Here is a 20,474-nt window from a genome sequence, read left to right as displayed (position 1 = left end):
GACAGAATTGATACTATGGGTGAAAGGCTTACAAAGCTTGAGGCTAGGAAGTCTTAACAGCAGTTATTGCATTAATTAGCTGAGACTTGCTCATGTTGCCATAGCCCTTAATCTTGAGGTCTGTGGCTATTTTTTTGAGTTCTCTGATTGAAAGGTCAAGAATGCTATGCTTTGCACAAACATCACTTCCGTCGTCAGTATCATCTTCCGTGAGCGAAGCAGGCTTCCAGTCCCCACAATCCTCTTCTATATCGGCATCACAATCATTCATCGATATCATTTTTTCGTCGTCATCATCCGTAGTACCTATACCTTCTCCTAACCATTCAGCTTTACTGCCCCAATTAGTTACGCCAATTACTTCTTCTTCTGTATCAGGGTAATTGTCTTGCAATTCTATCCATTTGCCATGCACGGCTACAATGGGAATCTCCAAATGTTTGGCTTCATTAATTAAATTAACTACATCCATTATTTCTTCCTCCTCAGTTCTTGTAGCGTCATCAGTAGAATGAATTTTCTCATCCCTGCTTGTTGACTCCAATTGCGTCTCAATATTCGTTTCATTCCCTATTAATTCCTTCTCCCATTGCTGTGCTGTTTTGTGTGGAAATTGCTCTGACAAATACTTTGCTTGTGCCTCGATAGATGTCTTGCTTGCATTGCTATAGCGTTTATCACAGTACTCGTAAAACTCGCCAAGGAATGCTTTTAGTACTTCACTGTCAAGCTTTCCATTATCTACCCAATTCATGTTTACTACTACTTTTTGACACAGATAATCAAACACGTATTCACTATCAAAAAGCACTGCGTAAGTTACTTCTTTCTTCTTATCAACAAACTCGCGAATACAACCATTATCGAGCATCATTTCTACGCGTGGAACAGTACTACTTACTGCTACATTACGTTTACCATTTTCTAGCTGGAAATACTTCCAGTGAAATTGTCCGATGTGTGGATATTGTAATTCTTCTTTCATTTTTACCCTTGCACTATTTGACGCAATGTACTTTCTAAAAGATTGCTGCTTACTATTGGATGACAGTAAAAACGCTTGCGATTGTTGTCATAGCACCCGAAAGCCGTATTGTGGTCGCTAACAAGTATTATCGTTTTTGCAAACATTGGAGTGATACTTGATAACTCTGACATCTTGGCAATAAAGTTGTTATCTTGTACTCCTTTGTACTCAATAAATATTTGAGCCAATGATGTATGTGTTGTGTCATGGAAAGTGTTTACAAGTTCTGCGAGAATGGCATTAGCAATAGGTTGTTCGCGTCTTGCTGTTACCTGAAAGTCTATACTCCACTTAACACTTCCAAAATCTAAAGTGCTATGTACACTAATATCAAACATTGGTGAGTGAAGGTAGTTTGATATCATTCTGTAGCAGTTGAATTCCGATGTAGAGTCAAAGCACGTTTGCTCTTTTGTATGTCTTGTTTCACTTCTTAAACCTGTGTGTAAGTCATAGTAGACGCGTTTCACCTTGCTGTATTGTTGGCTAGTTTTCACCTTGTTGCTCTCTTTCGTAAAGTGTCATTATTTGTGTCATTTTTTTTGACAAAAAAAGTGTCAAAAATAGTGACACTTTTGCGAATACCTATCATCTACTCTTTTTTAAGTGTCGCTTGTTTGACAAATCCCATTGCTTGTCCTACTTGCTCGTAGTTGTAGCCAAAGTTAGACATGAGTGTTATTACTCCATCCATATCCCTGCGACCTATTGGAAACCCTAAACGCGTTGTTACCTGTTTGACGAGTTCATCTTGACTTATTTCCATGTCAATACGTTTTGATACGGCTGAGGCATATCTATTAGCTCTGTTACTTTCACCTTGTTTAGGTAACTCTTCTTTGATGAGTTTTGTAAGCACTATGCTCAAGGCACTACCTACACCATTGTTTTTACTACCTTTTAAGTATTCAAAGTGATCAGCAAAAGCCTGTATACCCTCTTCTTGTGTTTTCCATACACCACAGTAGACACCTACTGCAATTGGCACTTGGCATATCACCCACTTTTTAGCAGGAATAGATGACGGTATGGCGACAGGCTTTAAATTACCTAACTTGGCAAGTGCTGGGGCATAAACCTTATGCAACAGTTCCATTGACTCATCACCCCACATACGTTGAAAGACTCTCTCCATGCCTTCCCACGAATACATAATTCTGTTGTTCTCAGGGCTTCCTTCTCTGAAATTAAGTGCTATAGTTCTTCGCTCTATTTCACCAAACTCACCAGCATCCCCCTTAGAAAGGTCAAATATGCTTGTAAACATTTTGTACGAGTAGTGCCTAAACTCACTTTTGTTGCCATCACTTCCACCACTTATGCGACTTATTGCACTTTCCTCGTTATTAGCAAGCAATATGTCATAATGTGCACCCCATTTTTGAAGTGCATCATTCGTATTGAAGTTATCTATAAGGCAAAATCCCGCATCACCCCTACCAAACTTTTCATCAAGTGCATCCCTAGCGCCCGCGCCTGTGTTACCAGGACGTATCTCTACGTAAAGTTGTCGTGGGTAGTGCTGTGCTACTGTTTTGCCAAACTCTGTTTTGCCACTACCATTTGAGCCTATGCAGTATGGCATTGGAATGCATTGGCGAGGGCTTAATACACACTTACAGTTCAAAAGTGCAAACACTGTAGCGATAGGGTATTGAAGTTCACTGCCAGGCATAGGCAGAAATTTTGGCAAGTACTCTGCCTTGAACCAACTAGCGTACTCCTTCGCAATGTACAAGTCGCTTATTTTTTCGTTGAAATTAAACTCTTTCAGCCCGTCTAACTCTTTAAAATCTTGCTTAAAGTCGTAACGGGGAAAGTGTCGCTTATTGTCGTTACTTTTGCGTTCACTGTTACCGTCTTCTACCTTTGCAATGGGAATATTTATTTGAGTGATTTGTGACTCAATAAGCAATTTATCGTCATCCGTTAACTCTTTGTCATCTTCCATCTGCTTGAGAATTTCAGTTATTTTCTGCTGTTGCTTACTACCGCTAAACACTGTCTTTGCTATTTGTTTTTTGTAGCTTTCTAACTTGTCCTTGTTTGCGCTATCAATGCTTACTTCACTCATATCTACATCTCACACGAAGGAAATTTGGTATTTGTTGGTATCGATAAAGTCATGCTATTAGCAGCAATTATTACTTGCAGTAACCACATGAGAGAACGCATGTAATGTCCTGTTTTATCGCTCGCTAACACAGGGATTGAAAATATCCTGGCATACTCATTCCGTCGAGTTTTGTAGCCCTGTTCTACTAAGTAGTTTGTGAGAAATTTACCTACTTCTTCCCTTTGTAGAATGTTTCCCTTGTATCCAAAGTATCGTAGTGTTTGATGACAGAATTCGTAGTTATCTATGGGGTCAAAAAAAGTAGTCATAATTTACACCCCTGTTATTTTTGATGAAGATAAGTAAAGTATTTAAGGCAATCACTAGCGTCAAGTTCTATGTCTTTGGGGTAATTTTCAAGTGTTTTATGAAACACAAAAACAAGTCTTTTGCTTTCATGTATTCTGACTTCCCTAAATGTTAGCTCTGCATAAACAGGAAGTTTTGAATCGATACAAGCGTTATATGTTTGTCCGGTGATGAAACTCAGCATTGATGTATACCTATTCGAGAAAGTGTCATTATTTGTGTCAGAAAAAGTGTCAGAAATTATGTCAGAAAAACTGACACTTTTATTCAGAGGGTACTACTTGATGGAGTTGTGTTCTAAAACCCGTTGTATTGTCTGAAATTGATGCTGAAGGTCTGTTAATACTAGTTGTAGAACTATTAAACTTACGCTACCTGGTGTAGCCTTACCCGTTGCTTGTGCTAGTGAGTTTTGTGCCAAAGTCAATTGGTTAAGAGCGTCCAGTAATTGCTCTGTCATTGCTATCTTCCCATCACCTTGGTGATAAATTCCAAGAATTCCTTCCCTTCCTTACTCGTCAACCCTGTCGCAAAAATGTCTTTCAGAGTTGTTGCGTTCGTGCATAGCTCTGCATCGTTATACGCCTTGATAACAAAGGCTTGTCGTGCTTCTAGCGCTGCTTTAGGGTCAACACTTCCACCACTACCCCAATTGTTTTTGCCACCCTTCTTTTCTTCCTTTTTGGGTAGCACAACATCTACACCATCAATGGCAGGTAACTCACCCTTGAAAGGAAAACATTCAACCTTGTGCCCGGTAATTTTACCCGTCAAGTTCTTGAGAGGAATATTTGGCAATGCTTCACTGGTCATTGCTGGCAACGTCATAATCCCAGCTTCGTTAAGCTTTAACGCATGGTCATACTGTGGCATCCCTTCTGCAAGGTCATCCACATTATTCGCCAAACACCATACCCAAAATTCTGCTAGTGATGTTTCGATATCGCCACACATATCCTCTGTAATGTTAAGTCTCACAGTAAGTTCTCTTGACTCATTGGTAACGATGATATTCAACTCTGATAAAACTTTCACCATCACTTTGAGTACTGGTATGTCATTACAGTGAATTACTGCATTGCACCCGTCAATTTGCCATTGCTTGCAAAGTTCCTCTCCCTTAGTCTTATCAAACGTACCCTTAGCACCGTTTTCTCCACTCTTCCAACTTTTGAATTCAAATACTCCACCTTTGTTACAACTACCACTACCAAGTGTTGCTACAAGCCAGTAGTTATCGCCATCGATAATGCCTGCCATGGCTGATACTTGCAAGATAAAGTCTGTGCCCGTGAAATCGTATTTACCGGGTTCTGTGCCGACAGTCTTATTGAGTCGTAATGCAGCCCACTGTTTGTCATTGCTAATGAATTCTGTTTTGCCGAAACCGATGTAGCTGTCTAGTGGTAATGCCATTGTTGCTGTGTCCTTTATAGTTTGTAATGTTTGCCTGTCTTTTTGTGTGTCATACCATCACGGTTGTCACAATGTTGTTAATTTGTCTTGTTCAACAATTCCAAGTATTGAATGATTATTTCAAGGTCGTAGGCAGTAAAATCGCAGTTATCAAAATCATCCAAATTAACACAAGTTAAATTCAACTTTGATGTCAATGCTATTATCTGTCTTACGTGTTCTTTTTTATTTTTCATGGCAGTAGCGTTATCAAATATCCCTTGACTTTATCAAGTTCATCATCAGTCAACCTGCAAATATCACTCACTGATACATACCTCTTGAGTATTATATTTAAGTTGATTATGTCTTGTATTGTTCGTACTCTTTCTCTACTGTTCATTTGCTTAGATATACTGGTTTTCTTATTTGCCACTCTTGCTCTAGAAGCAATATAGATTCAGGCTTGTATGTCTTCGGATATCTACCAATGTTTAACGATTCTTCAACGAAAAGCTTTTCATCCTCTCTTATCAGCAATATCCCTAAATCCTTGAATTCATCATTTATTTGGCTAACTACTCGCCAATAATATTTGCGTGCTTCCAACGCTATTGCGCCAAGTGGCGTATGTCCGTTTTTTTTCATTTCTGTTATGCCAAATTTTGGATTGCGAACACGCAAGTTATCACTTGACATTTCATTGAACAAGAGTCGTAGCTTTAGCGACAATTCATCGGGAACACCTTTATCTAGCGTATGGTAATGCTTGTTGACACCTATTACTGGACAAGCAATGCAGCCAGTTCTTAAGCTTCCAGTTTTACTGTTTCTGTTGTCATCGCCGCTTATGGAGTAAACAGAAGTCAGTCTCTCAAAAATATTCCACCTATCGTGTAAAAAAATAAAATCCCATACATTGCAATCCGACCAATTCATGATAGGTCTAAGCAAGTTTTCACTACTTACGGTTTTCTTAATATCAGCAACACCACAGTCAGATGTTCCACAAGATGAAAGCTTTTTATCTCTATTCGCAGACTCACCAAAATGTTCACCCGTTAGTACCCACGAGTTTTTTAAAAGCTTTCGCTGCCTTTGCTGCGGACGTAACTTCAGAAAATCCGTACACCATCTAATGGCGTAACTTGGTATCGGTCTCCCTACTCCAAACAAAGTAGAGTAAAAACGTTCTTGAATTGGTGCTGATACTACATCTACCCTTATTCCTAGTTCTCTTACAGAGTCAAGAACTGAGTGAGTAAGCGTTGCAAGATATGGGTACTCTATCAAGGTATCTGAGTGTATTACTGATACATTGTGAGGCTCTAGCGCCCCACCCTCTATTAATTCCAGTGTCAACAAGAGAACTGCTGTTGAGTCTTTACCTCCAGAGTAAGATATTGAAATATTTTCATTAGTTGCCGATGCATCCACGATGGATTTGATTGAATCTTTTAAGTAAGATTCCATATCATCACCTATTACCTGTGTATTGAAGTATTTCTTGTGTAGTAAAGCGTTGAGTGCCCTCATCTTCGTTTCTGCAAGTCCATAGATTAGGTTTACCTGGAACTTGCTCAAGCACTAACCAACCGTGGCGGGGCACTTTCACGTCAAACATTATCCCTGGCTGTACTATCATTGTTGTTGTCCTTGATGTTGTCCTTTGTAAGCAGTGTCAATAGAAATTATTGCTGCTAAATTTTGTGCCAAATCACCGTAAGTCATCGTTCCTGATTCCCACATTCTTAAGCTTTTCCACACTCGTAAATAATCCATCCATCGTGTTTGTAGTGTGCGTTTAAGGCAATAACAGAGTAGGTAATTCATGAGTGCGTTATCGTCTTCCACATCCCCTGTATACTCTAGAGTTTGTGCTAAATTTTGGCATTGCTGTTTGATGTGTATCATGGCTTTCATCCTTATATGTTGTGAGTATCGATATTAGTAAAATGAGTATTGATATTTGAACTCTCACGCTCATCGTCCCTGTGGTAGGTGAAGTTGTACCATTGGTATTATTTGTGCGTTACCTGTGCGTTCGTTCGTGCAGTGTGCCATGAGTAGCAACCCATTGTAGAAAAGCTTGTCTATGTGGTAGATATCAATCTTTCCTGCAACACTAATGTCATGCTGTAAGAGTACTTTTGCCCCTACCTTAAACGCGTGCTGTCTAGCACCCTGAGCAATACTAATCCACGTCACATCACCCCTAGAAGAGCGTTCAGAATACATCCACTTGCCACCAACATAGATAAAAGTGCCAATTGACGGGAAATAACGAGTAATGCCACAACGAACGTCATCGTACATTTTTACTATGCAGATGTCTTGTGACGTAACAATACTAGGCTTTTGTATATCTTTATCAACATATATAGAAAAGCTTCTAGTGTCATATGGTGTAAGCCGTGCCTTGATGATGTGGTATTTGGTATTGTCTGTCGGATATAGCCATTCAGGTTTACCCTCGATAGTTGTCATTGGAAATGCACGATAGTTACCTTTTCCATCGCCAACAATCTCTATCTTGCAAACATCGCGATTTTTCTCTACAACCTCTGAATTATTCATCACCACGACTTCTTTGTGAACAGTAATAGCAGTGTCACGCTCATCGTCCCAATAAACAGAAAGTATTCTTGACTCACCTTTGATGCCGCATACAACGGTAGTTTCATCAACAGATAAAATACTTATTGATGTTTTTTTGCTGTCAACTATCTCTACTTCGCCTGTTTTGAGTATTGTGCAATTCTCTAGTCGCTCTAATTCTTTACGCAGTTCTTGGCTTGTTCCATCTAAACGGCATTGAATCGTAGCACCGTTTGAACGCAGATCTCTAAGTGTATCTTGCAAGTCTCTATAGTGTTTCATGGGGTGTTTGTGAAAGTGTCAAAAAAAGTGTCAGATTTTTTGTCAGAATTTCTGTCATTTAAAGTGACAGTTTTACAAAGAGGGTATGCAAGCCATTTCTTCCATCGCACAATCTAGATAACTGTCTCTATCTAATAGTCGATTACTGGATGTATCCCAATACCACAATTGCATTGGCTGATGATACATTTTTTCAAGCACGATGCGATTGTTGAATTCTTCCTCACTTTCTGTTGCCTCAAGTGCATTACAAAAAGCACCAAAGCTGTCATCTTTGAGCATTGGCTGTATTGTGTCAACAGAAGCGTTTATCCATTCGTATATGCCGTATCCTAAAAAGCTTTCATCCTCTAACTCAAGTAATTGCTGCATTAAATCATCTGCATTATTGGCTAACCACATTGCCTTTGTACCAAGGTCATCAACGACTACCATTTCAGGATGCAAGCCTTTACCTGAGAAGTCTTTTGACATTTCAGCACAGTAAATCTCTATCACTGCAACAGTGAGTTTGATGTTGAATGCCAACAAAAACATATCGATAGTGATATTGCTTGATCTTTTACAATAGTCCCAATCGTCTGTTAGCCAGATGTAATTTACTACATCAAAAGTATCTTCACCGTTGTCTCTGTCTATCACAGACATCCACTGTTCTTTTGTTCCGTACGTTGTTTTGTAGGGATTGTTTGTAGGGTAAATTTTAGCAACTTCACCACAAATCTCTATGGTGTACATTAGCGGGTGTTTTTCAACCTCAAATATTTGTACTTCCTCCCTCGTAAAATCATTCACCATGTCAATGCTATCTTGCTCATCCTCATCCTCTGGCAGTGCTGGCAATGACGTTGCAGGGCATGTATTGTCAGTGCATTCTTCAAGTTCGTTTACTTTTTTTGCACTTCTAAGTGACTCAGCTATTACAAGTGCATATTCCCAATACTCTTTATTGTTGTACCCTCTTAATGCAACAGCCTTTGTGAATGCTGCGGCACTGTCGTCAAGTCTGTTGAGTAAGATGCCGTTGCATCTACCTTTGGTAAATTCTTTGTCTGATACCTCAGTAAAGCCCAATGCTGATTTGATGTCTTGTTTTATCTGCTGGATAGTTGTCATTTGTTGCAATTCTATGTGATGTGTTTTAACGAAATTTGTTTTTCTCTCGTGAAAACAATTTAGCAAAGTGGGTATCAATGTGGTATCAGTTTTACTACTAGATTCTGTATATAAAGTAAAAGTGGTATCTGAGTGGTATCACTGTTGTATCATTTTTACTCTTGCACTTATATTAAGCCAATATGTTAGATGTCGTTTTTGGCATCTACCATGCAAGACAAAAAAGATAAAAGCAAAAAGTACAACCTTTTGCTTCCACCAAAAATTCGTGCCTTGTTAGAAGTTGAGGCAGAAAGAGAATATACCAGCGTTGCAAAGATAGTCCTTGGGCTTATCGTTAAACACTTGAGAGAACAGGGAAAGCTTGTAGGCGATGAAGAGGTAAACACAGAATCAGAAGGAGATACTGATATAGAAGAATAATTGCTTGACCTGGGCAAGTCACAAAAATGCCCAACAAAAAAGCGCCAAGTAAATGACGCTTAAAAAAATAAAAGGTTTGCTTGACTACGAGAAAGCTGGAACTACTTCCTCCGTCTTTATAGAAGTCAAAACTTTTAACTTATAGGTAGAAGTAAAAAATTGCCCACCATCACCGTCTTCTACGACACCATTATCAGGAAGAGAATAGCTATCTAGAAGCATTCCTGTTTCTTTTTGATTCCTTTCTTTTTGCGCTATCGCAGCAGCGTGCAAGAAAGAAGAGATAAATTCGCAAACACTAATATCTTCTGGCAATGGAGATATCGAAGCGATATATTCAGCTACCTTGGAATTCGTGAATTTATTCTGTACTTCGGTGATTGTCAAGTCTGGCACGGAACCCATATATGCACCCGCAAAACGTTTATCGCATAAAACTTGCCCACTAAGTACCACAATTACGTCACACTGTAATATTTCATTACACGACCTCAGTATGTCGGTAAACTGCTGGCAATACACGTACATAGGATGAAACACAATGTCTAACTTATCTGTTTTTAACTTTGAATCACACGACATACGTTTTGTGGGCACTGCTGACAATCCTTGGTGGATAGCGAGTGATGTCTGCAAAGCGATAGGACTAACAAATACAAGTCAATCGATGGAGCGTCTTATTGACTCAGAGAAAGGGTATATAGAAGTAGATACCCTTGGAGGGAAGCAAAAATTATTGGCAGTTAACGAATCTGGCTTGTATGGTTTAATATTTGCTAGCCGTAAAGAAAGTGCAGTTAGGTTTAGGGTTTACATCACATCAGAAGTTATCCCAGCTATTCGCAAGACGGGCATTTACAGCACTCCCACGACTACTGCTAAACAACCTACTTCACTAACGCTTGTCGATACTTCAAAGCTTATTGCACTCACTGATAGGGAGTTAGAACTACAGGCTGATATAAAGCAGTATGAGTCACTTATCAATACTACAAAAGCTGAGTTGCAGAGTATCAGGACGGAGAAAGTAGCGATAGCGAAGGCTTTTGCACTTGCTCACCCTGACGTAGTGTCCCACGCACTTAAATGTAGTGAAATATTGGGTGCTTATGGTGACGGCAATAAGTACTTTTCTAATCCCTTGAAAAAGTAGGGTATACCCTTTCGCAAAAGTGTCACTTTAAGTGACAAAAAAAGTGACAGATTTTCTGACAGAAAAAGTGACAGTTTCTCAAATACACCTATCACTACTAAAAAAAAAGGACAAAATGCAGACACTAAAGCTTACTACTCAACAATGCGAAAAATGCCTAGGGCACAGAATAGTAAAAAACGGTTTCTACAAATTACCTAACGGCGACAAAGTTCAGAAGTGGTTATGTGTGCCTTGTAAGCAAAATCTCACACATATAGACCATAAACGTGAAAGCAGTAAAAAGAAAGCTATGCATAAAGCAATAATATGGGAAGGTAAAGTGTTTATATCGCAAGGATTTGAGTACACAATCGGCAAAATAAAAACAGTGTCTAATGGAGTGACGATACGATACGTACATTGTAGTAATGCCAATAGTGCTACTTGGATGTACGAGGACACTATTAGTGCAAGGATAAAAACCAATGAGCAATAAAACTCGTGTAGATAGCAATGGTAATTTTATAACAGACGATAGTGGTAAAGATAGAGAAGCTACGCCACAAGAGATTGACAAAACATTGAGGGAGTGGGAAGAAGATAGTGGCAAGAAAACTAAAAGGAAGTGATTTAGTAGTTGGCAAGCGTGTTCACTATTGGGGAGAAAACTGGAGTGTATGGAGTATTGGCGATGATGAGATAGTTTTAGTAGTTCCCGGATATTTTCCTGACGGATGGTACAGACCTTACCCTGGGGAACTTACTAAGCCTACAAGTGTTGTAGTGGGTATTGACAATGATTTTTTGTGGAGTTTTGACGAAATCAAGCGCAACGTATTTGGAAAGGAAATAAAGTGATTAGCACACTTACCGCATAATTTACAATACATAAGCAAAACTCACATCTTACTACAAAAAAGTAGGGTGTTTTCTTGTGAGTGAATGAACGATAAGTAAAACTTGTGATATTAGTCGCGATTGCGCATAATTCACTTATGAATTATTATATATAAGTAAAACTTTTGGTGTATGCCAGTGATCGTCACAAAATGCTTATCGGTTAAGCATTAAACCACTTCAACCAATTTTTCAACCACTGCAACATCACACAAAAGGGTAAAATAGTAAAGGGCAAAGCTTAAAAACCTTACCCCGTCTATGCTTAACGGAGAGATAGGGATTTGAACCCTAGAAGAAGTTACCTCCTTACAGACTTTCCAGGTCTGCGCCTTCAACCACTCGGCCACCTCTCCAGGTGCCACAAGTTACGATCTTACTATAGAATCCCAGAAAATGCAAAGATAAAGAAAGATATTCTTAGATTGAATCTGAAAGTCCTAATTCCATAACGCAAATCCAGATGTCTCGTACATACACAATTAAAGTTCGCGATCGCGCCACTGGTAAAACATACACCCTAGAAGTGCCAGAAGACCGCTACATCCTGCACACAGGCGAAAAACAAGGGGTGGAACTGCCGTTTTCCTGTCGTAACGGGGCTTGCACCGCTTGCGCTGTAAGGGTTTTGTCGGGAGAAATTTATCAACCAGAGGCGATCGGATTGTCGCCAGATTTACGTCGTCAAGGTTATGCCTTGTTGTGTGTGAGTTATCCTCGTTCTGACTTGGAAGTAGAGACACAAGACGAAGATGAAGTCTATGAACTCCAGTTTGGACGCTATTTTGCTAAGGGGAAAGTTAAAGCGGGTTTACCGTTAGATGAGGAATAAACAATTGGAGGAGGCGGGGGGCAAGAGGTTCTGCTTGCTAGGTGCAGCTGCCATAGGAGAATTTTTGATGGTTGTGAGTCTTGGTAGCTGGGTGCGAAAAATAGCTATTTTGGTTTGCTTATTGCTATTGGTGAGTTGCCAAAGTAAAAACCAACTGCCAAATAATCAGGCTCAGGTAAAGGTAGCGCGGGTAGTTAGTGGGCAAAGTTTGGAAGTGTTAGGTATGGCTGAACAACCGAATTTGATATCCCAAGTGCGGTTAGTTGGCGTTGATGCACCAGATTTGCGACAGAGACCCTGGGGAGAAGAGGCAAAAGAACAGTTAGAGAATCTAATTGGTGGTGCGGAAGAATCAGTAACCTTGGAGTTTGATTTAGAAGCAAAAGACAAAATCGGGCGAACTCTCGCTTATGTGTGGAAAAATAAGGTGTTGTTGAATGAAGAATTAGTCAAACAAGGAAATGCAATGTTTGTTGGGCGATCGCCTAACCACAAATATGACCAGCGTTTAGAACGTGCCCAACAATGGGCTAGACTCATGGGCCAAGGAATCTGGAACCCAGAAAAACCCATGCGCCTCAATCCCGCCGAGTTTCGCCGTCAAAATCTTTGAAGAGTGGGGATTGGGGATTGGGGGCAGATGAACCAATGACAAATGACAAATGACAAATGACAAATATACAAATTTTTCTAGATATTGCTACCGAAGCGGCCTTAGCTGCTGGTGCTATTTTGCAAGGTTACTTGGGTAAGTTAGAAGACGCAATTATTGAAAAAGGTCGCCCTGGTGATTTAGTCACGGCTGCTGATAAAGCCTCAGAAAAGTTGATTTTAGAAATTTTGCGTCGCCATTTTCCTAAGCACTCTATCCTCGCTGAAGAATCAGGCAAATTAGGTAATCAAGAAAATCAATACCTCTGGGCAATAGATCCTCTTGATGGCACAACCAACTACGCCCATCAATACCCGTTTTTTGCTGTCTCCATTGGGCTGTTAATTAATGGGGTTCCAGAAGTTGGTGTAATTTACGATCCATTTCACAATGAGCTATTCAGTGCTGCTACTGACTTGGGAGCAACCCGAAACCGTCGTCCTATTAATGTTTCAACAACATCTGAACTGAGTAAAAGCCTACTAGTAACAGGATTTGCCTACGATCGCCGCGAAACCTCTGATAACAACTACGCAGAATTTAGTCATCTCACCCATCTTACGCAAGGGGTTAGACGTAGCGGTTCCGCATCACTAGATTTGGCGTATGTTGCCTGTGGACGTGTCGATGGTTACTGGGAACGAGGGCTTTCACCTTGGGATATTGCCGCCGGGATCATTTTGTTACAAGAAGCCGGGGGCAAAGTTACTGCCTACGATGGCACTTCTGTCAAAATTGAGTCAGGTAGAATTCTGGCCACAAATGGTTATATTCACGACTCCCTCAGTAACGAACTTTTACAGGTTCCGCCACTGTCAGCCTGGGTATAGCGGTTAGGGTGGGGGCTTTGCCTTCGACTTTGGGTAAACTAAAAGCAACCTAACTGCTCCCTTGGTGCAAAAACTCTATATGTCTTTCAAAATAGATCGTGGACTATTTAAATATGATTTCATAGATCATCACGCAGTATTGTGCGTTCCAGTTGATGCGGATGTCAAAGAGATTCGGAAACGCTATCTCCAAATTGCCCGCCGCTTACACCCGGATAGTAGTTTTACTGAAAGTGATGAACAAAAACAGCTAGGGAACGAATTATTATCAAAGTTGGTTAACCCAGCTTACGAAAAACTGGTTGGCGATCGCACTCGCACGGAATATATTTTAATTTTGTCGCAAATTGGTAAGCGCCTGTTACAAGAGGCTACTTCAGTAACTCTCAACACCGACTGGGGTAAACAGTTAGCCCAGACACCTAATCTCGATCATGTTTATAAAAGTGCGATCGCTAAACTTGCTCAAACTCAATATGATTCTTTAGAGCAAGTGCTGCAAGTTATTGCCCAAGTTAGTGAGTTGAATTTAGTCTATTTAATGCGGAGTGCAAGCAAATCATCCGCATCGCCGCCACCTGCTCAACCCAAAGTCCAATCAGGTACACTTCAGCCAAATACACCAAAAAATCCACTACCAGAACCAGCGCCAGCAAAAGAAGACTCGGTTGTAGAACAGTATGTTCGTCGCGCTCAATCTTTGATTGACAAAAACCAATTTGCCCAAGCCAAAGTAGAGTTGCAGGATGCTCTGAAGTTAGAACCTAAAAATAGTCACTGTCATAGCTTAATTGCAATGGTGTATTTGAAGCAAAATCAGCTAAAAATGGCAAAAATCCACTTCGACAATGCTTTAAAACTAGACCCCAATGACGAAAGGGCATTGCAATGGAAACCTAAAATAGATAAAGCTCTCGGACAACAATCTAGCGATCAGAAGGTGACTTCATCCCCTAATAATGGAGATAAGCTACCAGAGAAATCTGGTAGTGGCGGTTTGTTCGGTGGTTTGTTTGGTGGGAAGAAAAAATAATGGTGTATCAACCAGCAGCAGGAGCCAGGGATTTATTGCCCTTGGATGTGGAGAAAAAACGCTGGATTGAAGATCGGTTACAGCAGGTGTTTCATCGTTGGGGATATCACAGGATTATCACCTCAACTTTAGAGCGCATGGATACGCTGATGGCAGGAGAAGCAATCCAGCGCCAGATGGTGATTCAACTACAAGGCGAAGATGATGAATTAGGGCTACGTCCAGAATTAACAGCGTCCATTGCTCGTACCGTTGTCACTCGCATGGCAAATACAACTTATCCACAACGGTTGTACTACAACGCCAATGTGTTTCGCCGCACGTGGGAAAGTAGGCATAATCGCCAGCAAGAGTTTTATCAAGCTGGGGTGGAGTTGTTAGGTGCTGGCGGATTGCTGGCAAATGCGGAAGTAATCCTGTTAGTCGCAGATTGTTTAGCAGCACTGGGTTTGCGGCAATGGCACTTAATTTTAGGTGAAGCGGGAATTACGCGATCGCTCCTGAGTGCATTTCCTGCTAATTTACAGGATAAAGTTCGTAGTGCGATCGCTCATCTCGACCGGATTACTATAGATACTTTACCCTTGAGTGACAAACTCCGCGATCGCGCCAGAATCATGCTAGATATGCGCGGCCCCAGTGCAGACGTGTTACAAAAAGTTAGTAGTTTGGATCTAGATGAAGAACAGCGAGAGGCAGTGAATAACCTCAAATCCCTAGTAGAGTTACTAGAATCAGAGAAAAAATTTCCCTTAATCCTTGACCTCAGCCTCATCCAGACCATAGATTACTATACTGGTATTGTCTTTGAAGTCGTCAATGATACCGAATCTCAAGCCAGAGTTTTAGGGCGTGGTGGTCGCTATGACCAGCTTTTGGGGTTATATCATCCCCAAGGAGAAAACATTCCCGGAATTGGTTTTGGACTCAATATCGAAGATTTATACCAAATTTTGTTATCTACTCAGCAATTACCGCAAGTAACCCCTGCGAGTAACTGGTTAGTAGTACCAGAGACGCAGAGTGCCAACGCCCCTGCCTTTGCCTACGCGCAAAAACTGCGAGATTCCACTCATTTAGTGCGGGTAGAAATTGATTTAGGGGGAAGGAATACAGACGCGATTCGTCAATATGCACGCGATCGCAGCATAGCTCAAATTGCTTGGATCAAAGCTGATGGTTCCCCAAAAATTGAATCCTTACGTTAGTGGGGATTGGGAATTGGGCATTGGGAATTGGGCGTTGGGAACTGGGAACTAATTAGTTATTGTTTTCCCTCTGCCCCCTGCCCCCTGCTCCCTGCCCTCTCCCCTGCTAGGCTAGAAATAGCCGATACAGAAAAGAGGGAATCGAGAACATGCCGCACACAATTGTTACAGAAGTCTGTGAAGGCGTAGCTGACTGCGTAGATGCCTGTCCAGTAGCTTGTATTCATGATGGCCCGGGCAAAAATGCCAAGGGAACAGATTGGTACTGGATTGACTTTGCCACTTGCATCGACTGTGGTATATGTCTCCAAGTTTGCCCAGTCGAAGGGGCGATTCTTGCAGAAGAACGACCGGAGTTGCAAAAAACCCCGTAATAGTCCATAGTCAACAGTCAATAGTTATATTTTGACTGTTGACCAATGACAAATGACAAATGACCAATGACAAATGACTATTTACTAGATGTTCAAAATGTCCATGCTGGATACATCAAAGATGTAGATATCCTGCAAGGTGTGAATTTCCAGGTTGCACCAGGGGAATTGGTAACAGTGATTGGCCCCAACGGTGCTGGTAAATCTACTTTGGCAAAAGCAATTTTTGGGCTTTTGATCCCCCACACAGGGACAATTACCTTTAAAGGTGAAAATATTGTGGGGCTAAAGTCCAATCAAATTGTCCAACGAGGAATGTGCTACGTACCGCAAATCGCCAATGTTTTCCCCTCTCTGAGTGTTGAAGAGAACTTGGAGATGGGTGCTTTTGTGCTTAACGTTCCCCTGAAACCAATTAAAGATAAAATATTTACCATGTTCCCCAGATTAAGCGATCGCCGTCGTCAACGCGCTGGTACTCTCTCTGGAGGAGAACGCCAGATGTTAGCGATGGGCAAAGCTTTGATGTTGGAGCCTAGTTTGCTAATTTTAGATGAACCATCTGCTGCTTTATCACCAATCTTGGTGACACAGGTGTTTGAGCAGATTAAACAAATTAATCAGGCGGGAACTGCGATTGTATTAGTAGAACAAAATGCCCGTAAAGCTTTAGAGATGGCTAATCGTGGCTATGTACTGGAGTCGGGACGCGATGCTATCTCCGGCCTTGGTCAAGAACTATTAAACGATCCTAAAGTAGGTGAACTATATCTGGGAGCAGGTAAAAGGCATTAACCCTCTTTAATTACTCTTGCCCCCATTCAATATAACACCACTTGAAATAAGGAAACTTCACGAGCCGATAGCAATGCCAAACGCGAGTGCGTCTCGTAGAGAAAGCGAACTGCGCCTACGCTATCTATAAACTAATACAAAAACTATAACAATTCCTGCCACTGCCGCGACCGTCGTTTTCGATGCTCAAAGAATTCTCCCCAATAATCCTTGCGTTTCTAATCACATCTACAGCGAGTAAAAAGGTAAAACAGGACATTCATTTAGGAAAAAATGATAAAAATGCAAATTAACCGGATTTGCCAGAACCCCAATTGAACAAGAAGGCTTACTGAACTTCCTATATATAAAGCTCTGCATCACTTTTTGATATACTGCTGAGTCAAAATAACTTCTGTAAAGCCGCTCCAGAGGGAACCTGGGGCGTTTTTTATGGTATAAAAACGTCTATGTTTACCCCAATCAAAATTGATTGAGTGCTTTTGGCAATTTGGCAGCCAAAATTTTTTTGTTCCAGTTTTAATTGATATATCAGCAGGGTTACTGGGACATTGAGAAACTTCTACAAGGGATCGATTCCCGTCTCAAAATCCCACCCAATGGCCAGTTGTTGACGCTCACGCTCTGTAAACTACCTGAAATGGTATGGTTGCAGTAAACAAGCAGAGCAAGCGTCACCGCTTCACCACAACTGGCTAGAAATAAAACAGAAAACACATAGTTACTGTAGGGAATCATCCCAGCCTCGGGGACATTGGGGGTATCTTCCTGGGAAGGATATCACTAACGCTAATCGTATAGAGCGATCGCCACAATTTACAATTTATAAGGGCGGCTAGCTGAAAACCCTTGAGGAACAGGCAAATAATGCCATATTCCGTACTTTAGGCAAGGGATGAAAGCTGCCAGAAGGTGTTTACGCCTGAGTCAAACATGGTAAAATACTTCTATTAATATAAGATTTAAAAACCTCCTCCCGGACTGGGAGAAAGTCATGCCCGAAAAATCTTGAGGAGATATCACTACGCTTTATGAGCAAACGTAGTGAGCCTGGGAACCTGAGTAATTAAGATATTAAAACAGCGATGTTTTAAAAATCTCTCTGACCCTTTAGGCTCAGAGAGTGTCAATGAACCTGTAGCTGCCTGAGTTTATTTTTTGCCGATAGTAGTAAATCTTGAGCTTTTAGATAGGCTGTTGTACCGTTTTGCACTTTTTCTAATTTATTAATAATACTCTGCAATTGGCTCAACACCTGATTGCGCCTCACATCATGAGCATCAACAGGAATTGAAGCCAACAAGCTTTCGATTTCTCGCTGTGCTAATTCCATTGCCTCCACAGCATCCGCCTCAGCTTGCCGTCTCACCTTGACTTCACCTAAATTAGCCTCATAAATTGCTAATAACTTCTGTGCTTCGGTATAACCCGCCACGTCGTTTGAGGGAATCTCTTTGAGCCGCTCAATTGCCTCCATCCACAAATTTTCTATTTGTCGCCATTGTGCGACGCTATGCGGCGGATTTTGACCAGTTTTGGCAGCTTGCCAAGAAAATTGCCGCGCTGCGGTGATTAAGGCACTGATGTGATCGTTTCCCGCCGCCAATCCAACAACTTCCTTGAACTCACGCTTATAATTATCCAGTTGATTTTGGATAGTTTTTCCTGCCAGAGTTTGACCAGGAATCTGCTCAAATTGATTCAGCGCCGTTTGCCAAGCAGCTATTGCAGTCTGTTTATCAGTTGCTGTTATCGCTCGTTCATATTGCTGTTTCGCATTTAAGAAAGCCTTCATATTATCTGTAAGCAAAGACTGAGCATTTTTTTCCTGAAAAACCTGAGCTTCTAGCTTCCCAACTTTACTCCGAAATGTATTAAAACCATAGATGCTAAAGCGCGAGTCATACCACCAATATCTGTATTCACTCCAATCGTCAACAAAAGAAGTTGGTAATTGGTCTAAATGTTTTTGTGCTTCTTGTAGCTTCTCTTCGCCCAAAGCCAAATCAGCAGGACTGGTAGGTTTTTCAATCAATTGTTCAGCTTGCTCGACTGATACCAACGCCTGCCGATAGTGATTATCCATACTCATATAGCTGGGTAGCAACAAAAAAGGCGCATGGAGCATCACTGGACGGCGAATCACCGGGTAAGGCTGGTTCGCCACCCAAATCACACCACCTGGAATACCGATAAGTATTGCTATCCAAATAAGTCTACTACCTATACCCCGCTTGGTTTTGCGATGCGGTTGCAGAGGGGATGTTTTGATCGCCTGCCTCTCTAACTCTATTTCATGCTCTAATTTAGCTAGGTTTTTGGAGGTTGATAGTGTTGCAGATTGTTGGCTGAGGGCAGAAGGATCTATCCCAGGGCTATTTGGAGCATTTTTACGTAGAAAATTCCAGTTTATTTTATTTAAAAAAGCCATATCTATAGCCAGTACTGTGTTAAGTATTCCCAAAAATGCAGGAAATATAAACAAGTAGGTCGTTTTGACTGTTTACACAAATTATATTTTTTATCAACAATAGAGTGATGGATTAAAAAAATATTATATTTATAGTTGCCCAGAGCTTAATTTTGACAAATAAGCTCACATTTACTTAACGCATATAATAATCACCTTGGACAGTTTCTAAATTAAAAATTACGATGTTATATGAATATTAATTGACTCTTAAACCGTGTAAAAAGGTACTCTTGTATCCTGCTTAAGTATGATATTTTATGAGAAAAAGCTTTGTTGTCAGGTAGATTGATGAGCCGAATTAATGGATTTGTCGGGCGACGTGATTTCTTGAAACTTGCCAGTTTGCTAGGTGTTGCAGCTACTGCTTTTGCTGATAGCTTTTGGAATCCAGAGCAAACTGCTGTTGCAGATATTCATCCAGTTAACCCTAATCCAATCAGTCCAAATGAAGCTATTAGACGCTTGCTAGATGGTAATCAAAGATTTATCCATCAAAAACGTCAATATCTTAGTCAGTCACTAGAACGTCTACTATTAGTTGCTAAAGCTCAGTATCCTTTTGCAGCTATATTGGGCTGTGCAGATTCTAGAGTACCTGCGGAAATTGTCTTCGATCAAGGACTTGGAGATTTATTTGTCGTGCGTGTTGCTGGTAATGTGGTTAGCGATCCGGTTATAGGTAGCCTAGAATACTCTACAACAGTATTAGGTTCACGGTTGATTGTGGTATTAGGTCATAAAAGATGCGGTGCAGTCGCGGAAGCGCTCAAAAATGAAGCACTTCCTGGCAGAATTGGTTTAATTGTTGAGGGCATCAAACCATCTATAGAAAGGGTAAAGTTTAGAACGGGTGATAATATGCAGGATGTGGTTATAGCTAACATTCAATATCAGACTGAAAAGTTGCAGGAAAGCTCAACAATTTTAGCCAAATTGCTTGGTGAAGGTAAACTAAAAATTGTCGGTGCTTGTTATGATA

24 protein-coding genes and 1 tRNA gene are annotated in these 20,474 nt (G+C 40.8%); 12 read left to right on the top strand and 13 right to left on the bottom strand.

From position 1 onward, the window contains the following. Nucleotides 1-43 precede the first annotated feature (43 nt). From V7K42_RS26085 to V7K42_RS26040, 10 genes are all read right to left on the bottom strand, one after another. Nucleotides 44-985, bottom strand: coding sequence for a Rho termination factor N-terminal domain-containing protein (locus tag V7K42_RS26085; protein WP_334920227.1), 942 nt, complete (start codon nt 983-985; stop codon nt 44-46). A 2-nt stretch (nt 986-987) separates the two neighbouring features. Further along, nucleotides 988-1,392 (bottom strand): hypothetical protein, encoded by a 405-nt coding sequence (locus V7K42_RS26080; protein WP_334920225.1) that lies wholly within the window; start codon nt 1,390-1,392, stop codon nt 988-990. 227 nt (nt 1,393-1,619) lie between these two features. Beyond that, nucleotides 1,620-3,101 carry a hypothetical protein gene (locus tag V7K42_RS26075; protein ID WP_334920223.1) on the bottom strand — a complete coding sequence of 494 codons (1,482 nt, stop codon included), beginning with the start codon at nt 3,099-3,101 and terminating at the stop codon, nt 1,620-1,622. Nucleotides 3,102-3,103: 2 nt separating this feature from the next. Then, entirely contained in the window at nt 3,104-3,412 is a 309-nt protein-coding gene (locus tag V7K42_RS26070) for a hypothetical protein (RefSeq protein WP_334920221.1), read from the bottom strand. A gap of 317 nt (nt 3,413-3,729) precedes the next feature. Then, complete coding sequence (locus V7K42_RS26065; protein WP_334920219.1) at nt 3,730-3,912, bottom strand: hypothetical protein; 183 nt, start codon at nt 3,910-3,912, stop codon at nt 3,730-3,732. Nucleotides 3,913-3,914: 2 nt separating this feature from the next. Then, nucleotides 3,915-4,868: a hypothetical protein gene (locus V7K42_RS26060; protein ID WP_334920218.1), complete on the bottom strand. Its 954-nt coding sequence runs from the start codon at nt 4,866-4,868 to the stop codon at nt 3,915-3,917. 378 nt (nt 4,869-5,246) lie between these two features. Continuing rightward, nucleotides 5,247-6,383 carry a phosphoadenosine phosphosulfate reductase family protein gene (locus tag V7K42_RS26055; RefSeq protein WP_334920217.1) on the bottom strand — a complete coding sequence of 379 codons (1,137 nt, stop codon included), beginning with the start codon at nt 6,381-6,383 and terminating at the stop codon, nt 5,247-5,249. Nucleotides 6,384-6,488: 105 nt separating this feature from the next. Beyond that, on the bottom strand, nt 6,489-6,770 hold the full coding sequence (locus V7K42_RS26050; protein ID WP_334920215.1) for a hypothetical protein: 282 nt from the start codon (nt 6,768-6,770) through the stop codon (nt 6,489-6,491). Between the two features lie 60 nt (nt 6,771-6,830). Continuing rightward, on the bottom strand, nt 6,831-7,727 hold the full coding sequence (locus V7K42_RS26045; protein ID WP_334920213.1) for a hypothetical protein: 897 nt from the start codon (nt 7,725-7,727) through the stop codon (nt 6,831-6,833). Between the two features lie 72 nt (nt 7,728-7,799). Then, on the bottom strand, nt 7,800-8,843 hold the full coding sequence (locus V7K42_RS26040) for a hypothetical protein (RefSeq protein ID WP_334920211.1): 1,044 nt from the start codon (nt 8,841-8,843) through the stop codon (nt 7,800-7,802). Between the two features lie 210 nt (nt 8,844-9,053). Between V7K42_RS26040 and V7K42_RS26035 the strand changes: the two genes are divergently transcribed. After that, nucleotides 9,054-9,266 carry a hypothetical protein gene (locus V7K42_RS26035; protein WP_334920209.1) on the top strand — a complete coding sequence of 71 codons (213 nt, stop codon included), beginning with the start codon at nt 9,054-9,056 and terminating at the stop codon, nt 9,264-9,266. Between the two features lie 84 nt (nt 9,267-9,350). Here V7K42_RS26035 and V7K42_RS26030 read toward each other — a convergent pair whose 3' ends face one another. After that, nucleotides 9,351-9,671 carry a hypothetical protein gene (locus V7K42_RS26030; protein WP_334920207.1) on the bottom strand — a complete coding sequence of 107 codons (321 nt, stop codon included), beginning with the start codon at nt 9,669-9,671 and terminating at the stop codon, nt 9,351-9,353. Between the two features lie 136 nt (nt 9,672-9,807). Between V7K42_RS26030 and V7K42_RS26025 the strand changes: the two genes are divergently transcribed. From V7K42_RS26025 to V7K42_RS26015, 3 genes are all read left to right on the top strand, one after another. Further along, the gene (locus tag V7K42_RS26025) at nt 9,808-10,419 is read left to right on the top strand and encodes a BRO-N domain-containing protein (protein ID WP_334920206.1); all 612 of its coding nucleotides are present in this window, start codon (nt 9,808-9,810) and stop codon (nt 10,417-10,419) included. A gap of 467 nt (nt 10,420-10,886) precedes the next feature. Continuing rightward, on the top strand, nt 10,887-11,030 hold the full coding sequence (locus tag V7K42_RS26020; protein WP_334920204.1) for a hypothetical protein: 144 nt from the start codon (nt 10,887-10,889) through the stop codon (nt 11,028-11,030). Beyond that, nucleotides 11,005-11,259: a hypothetical protein gene (locus V7K42_RS26015; protein WP_334920202.1), complete on the top strand. Its 255-nt coding sequence runs from the start codon at nt 11,005-11,007 to the stop codon at nt 11,257-11,259. The genes V7K42_RS26020 and V7K42_RS26015 overlap by 26 nt, the downstream gene beginning before the upstream one ends. 308 nt (nt 11,260-11,567) lie before the next feature. Here the strand turns inward: V7K42_RS26015 and V7K42_RS26010 are convergent. Next, nucleotides 11,568-11,654 (bottom strand) — tRNA-Ser (locus V7K42_RS26010). A gap of 107 nt (nt 11,655-11,761) precedes the next feature. Between V7K42_RS26010 and V7K42_RS26005 the strand changes: the two genes are divergently transcribed. From V7K42_RS26005 to V7K42_RS25975, 7 genes are all read left to right on the top strand, one after another. Next, a complete protein-coding gene (locus tag V7K42_RS26005) occupies nt 11,762-12,130 on the top strand; it encodes a 2Fe-2S iron-sulfur cluster-binding protein (RefSeq protein WP_334714074.1) in 369 nt (122 codons plus the stop codon). A 67-nt stretch (nt 12,131-12,197) separates the two neighbouring features. After that, the gene (locus tag V7K42_RS26000; RefSeq protein WP_094332715.1) at nt 12,198-12,743 is read left to right on the top strand and encodes a thermonuclease family protein; all 546 of its coding nucleotides are present in this window, start codon (nt 12,198-12,200) and stop codon (nt 12,741-12,743) included. Between the two features lie 56 nt (nt 12,744-12,799). After that, nucleotides 12,800-13,612 (top strand): inositol monophosphatase family protein, encoded by an 813-nt coding sequence (locus V7K42_RS25995; protein WP_334920200.1) that lies wholly within the window; start codon nt 12,800-12,802, stop codon nt 13,610-13,612. A 79-nt stretch (nt 13,613-13,691) separates the two neighbouring features. Continuing rightward, on the top strand, nt 13,692-14,645 hold the full coding sequence (locus V7K42_RS25990) for a J domain-containing protein (protein ID WP_334920198.1): 954 nt from the start codon (nt 13,692-13,694) through the stop codon (nt 14,643-14,645). Beyond that, entirely contained in the window at nt 14,645-15,853 is a 1,209-nt protein-coding gene (locus tag V7K42_RS25985) for an ATP phosphoribosyltransferase regulatory subunit (protein ID WP_334920196.1), read from the top strand. Before V7K42_RS25990 ends, V7K42_RS25985 begins: the two co-directional genes overlap by 1 nt. A gap of 149 nt (nt 15,854-16,002) precedes the next feature. Continuing rightward, a complete protein-coding gene (locus V7K42_RS25980; protein ID WP_012407913.1) occupies nt 16,003-16,227 on the top strand; it encodes an indolepyruvate ferredoxin oxidoreductase subunit alpha in 225 nt (74 codons plus the stop codon). Nucleotides 16,228-16,293: 66 nt separating this feature from the next. Beyond that, nucleotides 16,294-17,022 (top strand): ABC transporter ATP-binding protein, encoded by a 729-nt coding sequence (locus tag V7K42_RS25975; protein WP_094332788.1) that lies wholly within the window; start codon nt 16,294-16,296, stop codon nt 17,020-17,022. Nucleotides 17,023-18,148: 1,126 nt separating this feature from the next. Here V7K42_RS25975 and V7K42_RS25970 read toward each other — a convergent pair. Then, nucleotides 18,149-19,453, bottom strand: a complete 1,305-nt coding sequence (locus tag V7K42_RS25970; RefSeq protein WP_334920194.1) for a hypothetical protein — start codon at nt 19,451-19,453, stop codon at nt 18,149-18,151. Between the two features lie 330 nt (nt 19,454-19,783). Between V7K42_RS25970 and V7K42_RS25965 the strand changes: the two genes are divergently transcribed. Continuing rightward, a partial coding sequence (locus V7K42_RS25965) for a carbonic anhydrase (RefSeq protein ID WP_334920192.1) occupies nt 19,784-20,474 on the top strand: 691 nt, incomplete at its 3' end.

Origin of the sequence: Nostoc sp., from assembly GCF_036917455.1 — a bacterium.
GTDB lineage: Bacteria > Cyanobacteriota > Cyanobacteriia > Cyanobacteriales > Nostocaceae > Nostoc.
This window is presented reverse-complemented; position numbering and strand designations above follow the sequence as displayed.

What these genes read in the sequence shown, in the direction of transcription:
- V7K42_RS26085 (WP_334920227.1), bottom strand. Translation starts at nt 985, where the DNA reads ATGAAAGAAGAATTACAATATCCACACATCGGACAATTTCACTGGAAG.
- V7K42_RS26080 (WP_334920225.1), bottom strand. Translation starts at nt 1,392, where the DNA reads ATGATATCAAACTACCTTCACTCACCAATGTTTGATATTAGTGTACAT.
- V7K42_RS26075 (WP_334920223.1), bottom strand. Translation starts at nt 3,101, where the DNA reads ATGAGTGAAGTAAGCATTGATAGCGCAAACAAGGACAAGTTAGAAAGC.
- V7K42_RS26070 (WP_334920221.1), bottom strand. Translation starts at nt 3,412, where the DNA reads ATGACTACTTTTTTTGACCCCATAGATAACTACGAATTCTGTCATCAA.
- V7K42_RS26065 (WP_334920219.1), bottom strand. Translation starts at nt 3,912, where the DNA reads ATGACAGAGCAATTACTGGACGCTCTTAACCAATTGACTTTGGCACAA.
- V7K42_RS26060 (WP_334920218.1), bottom strand. Translation starts at nt 4,868, where the DNA reads ATGGCATTACCACTAGACAGCTACATCGGTTTCGGCAAAACAGAATTC.
- V7K42_RS26055 (WP_334920217.1), bottom strand. Translation starts at nt 6,383, where the DNA reads ATGAGGGCACTCAACGCTTTACTACACAAGAAATACTTCAATACACAG.
- V7K42_RS26050 (WP_334920215.1), bottom strand. Translation starts at nt 6,770, where the DNA reads ATGAAAGCCATGATACACATCAAACAGCAATGCCAAAATTTAGCACAA.
- V7K42_RS26045 (WP_334920213.1), bottom strand. Translation starts at nt 7,727, where the DNA reads ATGAAACACTATAGAGACTTGCAAGATACACTTAGAGATCTGCGTTCA.
- V7K42_RS26040 (WP_334920211.1), bottom strand. Translation starts at nt 8,843, where the DNA reads ATGACAACTATCCAGCAGATAAAACAAGACATCAAATCAGCATTGGGC.
- V7K42_RS26035 (WP_334920209.1), top strand. Translation starts at nt 9,054, where the DNA reads ATGCAAGACAAAAAAGATAAAAGCAAAAAGTACAACCTTTTGCTTCCA.
- V7K42_RS26030 (WP_334920207.1), bottom strand. Translation starts at nt 9,671, where the DNA reads ATGGGTTCCGTGCCAGACTTGACAATCACCGAAGTACAGAATAAATTC.
- V7K42_RS26025 (WP_334920206.1), top strand. Translation starts at nt 9,808, where the DNA reads ATGTCTAACTTATCTGTTTTTAACTTTGAATCACACGACATACGTTTT.
- V7K42_RS26020 (WP_334920204.1), top strand. Translation starts at nt 10,887, where the DNA reads ATGAGCAATAAAACTCGTGTAGATAGCAATGGTAATTTTATAACAGAC.
- V7K42_RS26005 (WP_334714074.1), top strand. Translation starts at nt 11,762, where the DNA reads ATGTCTCGTACATACACAATTAAAGTTCGCGATCGCGCCACTGGTAAA.
- V7K42_RS26000 (WP_094332715.1), top strand. Translation starts at nt 12,198, where the DNA reads ATGGTTGTGAGTCTTGGTAGCTGGGTGCGAAAAATAGCTATTTTGGTT.
- V7K42_RS25995 (WP_334920200.1), top strand. Translation starts at nt 12,800, where the DNA reads ATGACAAATATACAAATTTTTCTAGATATTGCTACCGAAGCGGCCTTA.
- V7K42_RS25990 (WP_334920198.1), top strand. Translation starts at nt 13,692, where the DNA reads ATGTCTTTCAAAATAGATCGTGGACTATTTAAATATGATTTCATAGAT.
- V7K42_RS25985 (WP_334920196.1), top strand. Translation starts at nt 14,645, where the DNA reads ATGGTGTATCAACCAGCAGCAGGAGCCAGGGATTTATTGCCCTTGGAT.
- V7K42_RS25980 (WP_012407913.1), top strand. Translation starts at nt 16,003, where the DNA reads ATGCCGCACACAATTGTTACAGAAGTCTGTGAAGGCGTAGCTGACTGC.
- V7K42_RS25975 (WP_094332788.1), top strand. Translation starts at nt 16,294, where the DNA reads ATGACAAATGACTATTTACTAGATGTTCAAAATGTCCATGCTGGATAC.
- V7K42_RS25970 (WP_334920194.1), bottom strand. Translation starts at nt 19,453, where the DNA reads ATGGCTTTTTTAAATAAAATAAACTGGAATTTTCTACGTAAAAATGCT.